This is a genomic window from Thermopolyspora sp. NPDC052614 (assembly GCF_040678635.1).
Taxonomy (GTDB): Bacteria; Actinomycetota; Actinomycetes; order Streptosporangiales; family Streptosporangiaceae; genus Thermopolyspora.
In genome coordinates, this window is sequence record NZ_JBFATZ010000043.1 from 1 (window position 1) to 6,185 (window position 6,185).

The window sequence follows — 6,185 nt, forward strand, 5'->3', positions numbered from 1 at the left end:
GCGGTGCTGGCCGCTCATCCGGGTGTCGCCCGGGCGGTGGTGACCACGCGGCCCGGCCGTACCGGAACGACCCGACTCGTCGGATACATCGTCCCCGTCGGCACCGGCTCCTCCTGGATCGGCACCGCGGAGAGCATCCGCGAGACCGAGGTCGACCTCACCGGCGGCGTGTCGGCGGCGGAACTGCGCCGCTTCGCCGCCGCCCGGCTGCCGGAGTACATGGTCCCCGCCGCGTTCGTCGTCATCAACGAACTGCCCCTGGACCCCAACGGAAAGGTGGACCGCGACGCGCTGCCGGAGCCGGAGTCCCGCGGCGCGGCCTACCGGGCCCCGGACTCGCCCGCCGAGCGGATCCTGGCCGCGGTGTACGCCGAGGTGCTGGGCCTGGAGCGGGTGGGCGTGGACGACGACTTCTTCACGATCGGCGGGGACAGCATCCGTTCGATTCAGGTCGCCTCGCGCGCCGGCGCCCAAGGGGTCAAGGTCAGCCCGCGGGAGATCTTCCAGCACCGCACGGTGGCGGAACTGGCGGCGGCCGTGGCCCGCCGCGACGACGAGACCGGCGGCCTGACGGAGTTGGAGGGCGGCGGCCTGGGCTGGATGCCGCTGCCGCCGGCCGCGCGGTACCTGATGGAACTCGGCGGCGGATACAACCGGTTCGCGATGTCCGCCTTCGTCGACCTGCCCGTCGGCATCGACGAAGCCGGGCTGCTGGAGACGCTGACGGCCGTGCTGAACCGGCACGACGCGCTGCGCGCCCGCCTCGAAACCGACGGGCTGCGCGCGGCTCCCCCCGGGTCCGTGGAGGCCGACGCCCTGGTCCACCGGGTCGCGTGCGACGGCCGCTGGGACGAGCCGTGGCGGGCCCGGGCCGCCGCCCACCTCGACGAGGCCGCCGGCCGCCTCAAGCCCGCCGCCGGCGTGATGATTCAGGCGGTCTGGTACGACGCGGGGCCGGACCGTGCCGGTCGGCTGCTGCTCGTGCTGCACCACCTCGTGGTCGACAGCGTCTCCTGGCGCATCCTGCTTCCCGACCTCGCCACGGCGTGGCGACAGGTGCGCGCGGGCCGGACGCCCGCGCTCCCCGCGGTGGGCACGTCGCTGCGGCGCTGGACGCACGCGCTGGCCGAGGAGGCCAAGAGCCCCGGCCGGGCGGCCGAGATGCCGCTGTGGCGGTCCATGGTCACCGGCCCGGACCCCGATCTCGGAGCACGGCCGCTCGACCCGGCGGTGGACGTGACGGCCACAGTCGACCACGTGTGGCTACGGGTGCCGGCCACCGTGACCGACGCACTGGTCACCGCCATCCCGGCGGCGTTCCGGTGCGGAGTGGACGACGGGCTGCTCGCGGCGCTTGCGCTGGCCGTCCGGCAGTGGCGCAGGAACCGCGGCGTCGACGAGCGGTCCGTCCTGGTCCGGCTGGAGGGCCACGGACGCGAGGAGAACGCCGTGCCGGGGGCCGACCTGACCCGCACGGTCGGCTGGCTCACCAGCATGTACCCCGTCCGGCTGGATCTCGGCGACATCGACGCCGCCGAGGCCGTCGCGGGCGGCCCCGCCGCGGGCGACGCCATCAAAGCGATCAAGGAACGCCTGCGCGCGATCCCCGACCACGGTCTCGGGTACGGCCTGCTGCGCCACCTCAACGACGAGACCGCCGCCGAACTGGCCCGGCTCCCGGACGGCCAGATCGCCTTCAACTACGTCGGCCGGTTCTCGGCCGCGGACATGCCGGAGAGCCTGCGCGGCCTCGGCTGGACCGAGGCGCCCGACGCCCGCGACCTGATCGCCACCCCGGACGACGACATGCCCGCACTGGCGGTCCTGGAGATCGACTGCCTGGTCACCGACGCCGGCGAGCTCACCGCCCGGTTCGCCTTCCCGACGGGCGTACTGTCCCGGGCCGACGCGCAGGAGCTCGCCGACCTGTGGTCGGCCGCGCTCGCGGGCCTGGCCGCGCACGCCGCCGAGCCCGGCGCGGGCGGGCTCACGCCGTCGGACGTGCCGCTGGTGCCGGTGACCCAGCGGGACCTCGACGCCTGGCGGCGGCGGTACGGCGAGCCGGCGGACGTGTGGCCGCTGACCGCCATGCAGCAGGGCATCCTGTTCCACTCGCTGCTGGACACCACCGCGCACGACGCCTACCAGATGCAGTTCGTGCTGCATCTGACCGGCGAGATCGACCCGGACCGGATGCGCGCGGCCGGGCAGGCGCTGCTCGACCGCCACCCCAACCTGCGCTGCGCCTTCCCGCCCGACTCCGCCGGCGGTCTGGTACAGGTCGTGCCGGAGCGGGTCGAACTGCCGTGGCGGCACGTGATGACGGCCGGCGGAGAGCAGGAGCTGCGACGCCTGCTGGCGGAGGAGCGCGCCACGCCCTTCGATCCGGCCGTGCCGCCGCTGATGCGGATGTCGCTCGTGCGGACCGCGCCGGACCGCGCGGAACTGGTGCTCACCACCCACCATGTGCTGTTCGACGGCTGGTCGGTGCCGTTGCTGATCGAGGACCTCTTCCGCCTCTACGGCAACGGCGGTGAGACGTGGGCGCTGCCGAGGGTCCCCGCGTACCGCGCCTTCCTCGACTGGCTCGCGCGGCAGGACCGGGACGCGGCCGCGGCGGCGTGGGCCGCCGAGTTCGCCGGGACGGACGACGCCACCCTCCTGGCCCCGGGGGTGCGGGTACGGCCCGCCGCGGGCGGCGACGTCGGGAACGTGGAGGTGCCGCTGCCTCCGGAGCTCGTGCGGCGCCTCACCGCCCGCGCCGCCGAACTCGGTATCACGGTCAACACCGTGGTGCAGGGAGCGTGGGCGCTGCTGCTCAGCCGGTTGACCGGCCGCCGGGACGTGGTCTTCGGAACCACCGTCTCCGGCCGGCCCGCCGGGCTGGACGGGGTGGACGAGATGCTCGGGTTGTTCATCAACACGCTGCCGGTGCGGATGGACTGCGCTCCCGGGAGCTCCCTCGCCGTGCTGCTGACCGACCTGCAGGAGCGGCAGGCCGCACTACTGGACCACCACCACTACGGACTGCCCGACATCCTGCGGGCCGTCGGGGTGGAGACGCTGTTCGACACGCTCGTCGTCTTCGAGTCCTTCCCCGTGAACCACGCCGGCCTGAGCGATGCGACGGAGGCGGCGGGTCTGGTCTGCTCCGGTCTGACCCCGGTCACCGGGACCCACTACCCGCTGGTCGTGACGGCCGACGTCGATCCCACCCTGCGCCTGTCGCTGCAGTACCAGCACGGCGCCTTCCGGCGCGGCGACGTCCAGGCCATGGCCGAGCGGCTGCACCGGGTGCTGGCCCGGTTCGCCGCGGACCCCGACGTGCCCGTTCACAAGATCGAGGTGCTGTCGGAGGACGAGCGGCGGCGTCTGCTGCACGACCTGAACGACACCGACGCGCCCATCCCGGATCTGACCGTGCCGGAGCTGTTCGAACGGCAGGCCGCGGCCGCCCCGGAGGCCGTCGCGGTGATCGGGGACGACCGCTCGCTCACCTACCGGGAGCTCGACGAGCGGGCGGACGCGGTGGCGCGCGGCCTCGCCGGGCGCGGCGTGGGGCCGGAGTCGATCGTCGCGGTCGCGCTGCCCCGCTCGCCGGAACTGGTCGTCGCGCTGCTGGGCGTGTGGAAATCCGGCGCGGCGTACCTCCCGATCGACCCCGGGTTTCCCGCTCACCGGCTCGGGCACGTGCTCGCCGACGCGCGGCCCGCGCTCCTCGTCGCCGCCCCCGCCGCCGAGGAGCCGAAGGCACCCGCGGCGGACGGCGTCGAACGGGTCGGCGTCGAACGGGTCGACGTGGCCGGACTGGTCGCTGAGGCGAACCGTCGCACCGGCGGCTCGGCACGGCGGGACCGGCGGGTGGCGCGTCCCGGCAACGCGGCCTACGTCATGTACACCTCCGGGTCCACGGGAGAGCCGAAGGGCGTCATCGTCACCCACCGCAACGTCGTCAACTGCATCCCGGGCCTGGCGGAGAGCGTGGGCGGGCCAGGGGCCCGGATGCTCGCCCAGGCGTCGATCGGCTTCGACGTCTCGGTGTTCGAGATCTTCTCCACCCTGTGCACCGGCGGCAGCGTCGAGGTGGTCCGGGACGTGCTGGTCCTGGCCGAGCGGGACGCCTGGACCGGTGACGTGATCAGCTCGGTCCCGTCGGCGTTCGCCGAGGTGGTGAACGGCGCGGCCGGCCGGATTCGGCCCTCCGCCGTGGCCTTCGCCGGGGAGCGGCTGCCGGCCTCCCTCGTCCGGTCGGTCCGCGCGGCGTTCCCCGGGGTCCGGGTGGTCAACGGGTACGGCCAGACGGAGACCTTCTACGCCACGACGTACGCGATCGGCGGCGACGACCCGTGGGACGGCGGCCCCGAGGTGCCCATCGGCACCCCGCTCGCCAACGTGCGCGTGTACGTCCTGGGCGCCGATCTCCAGCCCGTGCCCCCGGGCACGTACGGAGAGCTCTACGTATCCGGCGCGACCGTCAGCCGCGGCTACCGAGGGAGGCCCGGGCTGACCGCGGAACGGTACGTCCCCGACCCGTTCGGGCCTCCCGGCTCGCGGATGTACCGGACCGGAGACCTGGCCCGGTGGAACGCCGAGGGCCGGTTGGAGTACGGCGGGCGCACCGACGTCCAGGTGAAGATCCGCGGCGTCCGGGTGGAGCCGGCAGAGGTGGAGGCGGTCCTGGCCGCGCATCCGGGCGTCGCCGAGGCGGCGGTCGTCCCGCGCCGGGCCCGGGGCGGGCGCGGGACCTACCTCGCGGCGTACGTGCTGCCCGCGGCGGGCGGCCTCCCCGACGGACTGCGCGAGCACCTGTCGGCCACGCTCCCCGACGTCATGGTGCCCTCGGTCTTCGTCGCGCTGGACGCGTTCCCGCTGATGCCCAACGGCAAGCTGGACCGGGCCGCGCTGCCCGAGCCGCAGTTCGGCGGCGGCCGGTACCGGGCGCCGCGCACGGCGTACGAGGCGGCGCTGTGCCGGTTGTTCGCCGAGGTCCTCGGCGAGCCGCGGGTCGGCATCGACGACGATTTCTTCCTGCTGGGCGGGCACTCCCTGCTCGCCACCCGCCTGGTCAACCAGATCCGGGCGACGCTCGGCGCCGAGGTGCGCATCCGGCAGGTGTTCGACTCGCCGACGGTGGCCGAACTGGCCCGCCACCTGTCGCCCGGCACCGCCGCCCGGCCCCCGCTGGTCCGCCGGTCCCGGCGGCCGGACCGCGTGCCCCTGTCGCACGCGCAGCGGCGCCTGTGGTTCATCGATCGGTTCGAGGGACCCTCGGCGATGTACAACCAGGGGCACGTGCTGCGGCTGCACGGGCCGCTCGACGTGCCCGCGCTGGGCGCGGCCCTCCGGGACGTGATCGGGCGGCACGAGGCCCTGCGGACGCTCATCGTCGAGGACCCGGACGGGATCCCGTACCAGCACGTCGTGCCGGTGGAGGAGCTGCGGTTCGAGACCCGGTTGGTCGAGACCGCGGCGGACGGGGTGGACGAGGCCGTCGACGCCACGCTTGCGCTCCCGTTCGATCTGTCCGCGGAGATCCCGGTGCGGGCGACGGTGCTGCGGATCGGCGCGGAGGAGCACGTGCTCGTGCTGGTGATCCACCACATCGCCATCGACGGGGAGTCGATGGCCCCGCTCGCCCGCGACCTCGGCACGGCGTACGCGGCACGCCGCCGGGGCGCCGCGCCCCGCCGGCCGGAACCGCCCGTGCAGTACGCCGACTACACCCTCTGGCAGCGCGACATGCTGGGCGACCCCGGCGACCCCGGCAGCGTGCTGGCCACGCAGACGGCGTACTGGCGACGGGAACTGGCCGATGTGCCGCAGCCGATCAGGCTCCCCGCGGACCGGCCCCGGCCGCGCGTGGCCACCCACCGCGGCGACACCGTGGAATTCCGGCTCGCGCCCGAGTTGCTGGCGGCGGTCGAGGAACTGGCCGCCGATCAGGGGGCTACGGTGTCCATGGTCATGCAGGCGGCGCTCGCCGTGCTGCTCAGTCGGCTCGGCGCGGGCGACCGCCTCGCCATCGGCTCCCCGATCGCCAACCGGACCGACGCCGCGCTCGCCGACCTGGTGGGCTTCTTCGTCAACACGTGGGTGCTGCGGGTCGACCTGTCCGGCAATCCCACCTTCGAGCAGGTGCTGGCGCAGGTCCGGGACCGGGCGCTGGAGGCGTACGAGAACCAGGA

General features: G+C 74.6%; 1 protein-coding gene. It reads left to right on the plus strand.

Translation table 11 applies throughout. The features are described 5' to 3' along the window. A partial coding sequence (locus tag AB0K60_RS37550) for an amino acid adenylation domain-containing protein (protein ID WP_364066575.1) occupies positions 1–6,185 on the plus strand: 6,185 nt, incomplete at both ends.